The following is a 1,091-nucleotide window of genomic DNA, read 5'->3' as shown; positions in this document are numbered from 1 at the left end:
CCCGAATTCAACTCTGAAGTGCGACACTCTCTAAAATATCAAGCAACCTTTGCTAACTCTTTAAAAATCACTGCTGGTTGCTTGAACCCTAAACATTTTTTTGGTCGAAGATTGATCCTGGATTGAGCAAACGCTATATCGTCATCTTTCACCGTTCTCAAGTCTGTTCCCTTCTTTACATACTGCCTAAGCAGGCCGTTAGCATTCTCATTTGCTCCTCGCTCATATGAGCAATATGGGTGCGCAAAGTACACCTTAGCATCCAATGCTTCGCCAATCTTTTGGTGTCCAGCAAATTCTCGGCCATTATCTGCTGTGATCGTATGTACGTGTTCCTTATAAGGCATCAGCATTTCAATTGTTGCTTGGGTTACAGCTTCTGCTGATTTTGACGACGCTTTTTTCACGAGATAGAACCGAGTTTTTCGTTCCAAAAGAGTCACCATCGCCCCTGTACCTTGCTTACCTAATACAGTGTCAATTTCCCAATCCCCAAAGCGTTCACGGCTATCCACAATTGATGGTCGTTCATCAATTGATACTGCATTTTTTATCGCTGGAGCCTTATCTTTCAATCCCTTACGGTATCGTTTGTGTCCTTGCCTTAAATGACGGTAGAGCTTCCCACCTTGGTGTTTATCGCGTGCAACATAACGATAAATCCATTCATGGCTAACACATGCACCTACTTTTGTCAGTACATTGGCGATTTGCTCGGGACTCCAATCTATACCAAGCAATTCTCGAATAAACTCGATGCGTTCGATCGGTATTCGATACTTGCGAGCGGCTTTACGTCTTGCAACAGAAGAGTTTTGAGCTGCTTCTGGGCAGTATTGGTTTTGTTTTCGATTTCGTTCTAGCTCTCGGTACACCGTTGAACGGTGGCACTTCACTTTTCTGGCAATTTCAGAGATTGAAATTCCCAGTTCCAAAAGGGTAGAAATCTGATATCTTTTCCCCTCGGTCAACTGCTGATAACTCATGGTAGTACTGCTTGTTTCTTTGGCGAGAAGAGCGTACCACTTTCAGCAGTTGGCTTCCTCTTCTACACCTTTCCATGAGTGTCGCACTTATTATCTGAAATCGGG

Annotated in this window: 1 protein-coding gene; it reads right to left on the bottom strand. The window is 43.7% G+C overall.

Annotation, left to right across the window (positions count from 1 at the left end):
• Window positions 1-38: 38 nt before the first annotated feature.
• The gene (locus tag VHA01S_RS17735) at window positions 39-986 is read right to left on the bottom strand and encodes an IS30 family transposase (RefSeq protein WP_023405717.1); all 948 of its coding nucleotides are present in this window, start codon (window positions 984-986) and stop codon (window positions 39-41) included.
• Between the last annotated feature and the right edge of the window lie 105 nt (window positions 987-1,091).

This window comes from Vibrio halioticoli NBRC 102217 (assembly GCF_000496695.1).
Lineage (GTDB): Bacteria > Pseudomonadota > Gammaproteobacteria > Enterobacterales > Vibrionaceae > Vibrio > Vibrio halioticoli.
The sequence above is the reverse complement of the archived record's forward strand: the minus strand, read 5'-3'. Positions and strand labels throughout refer to the sequence as shown.

Excerpts from the sequence above, each read along its gene's own strand:
- VHA01S_RS17735 (WP_023405717.1), bottom strand. The coding sequence starts at position 986 with ATGAGTTATCAGCAGTTGACCGAGGGGAAAAGATATCAGATTTCTACC.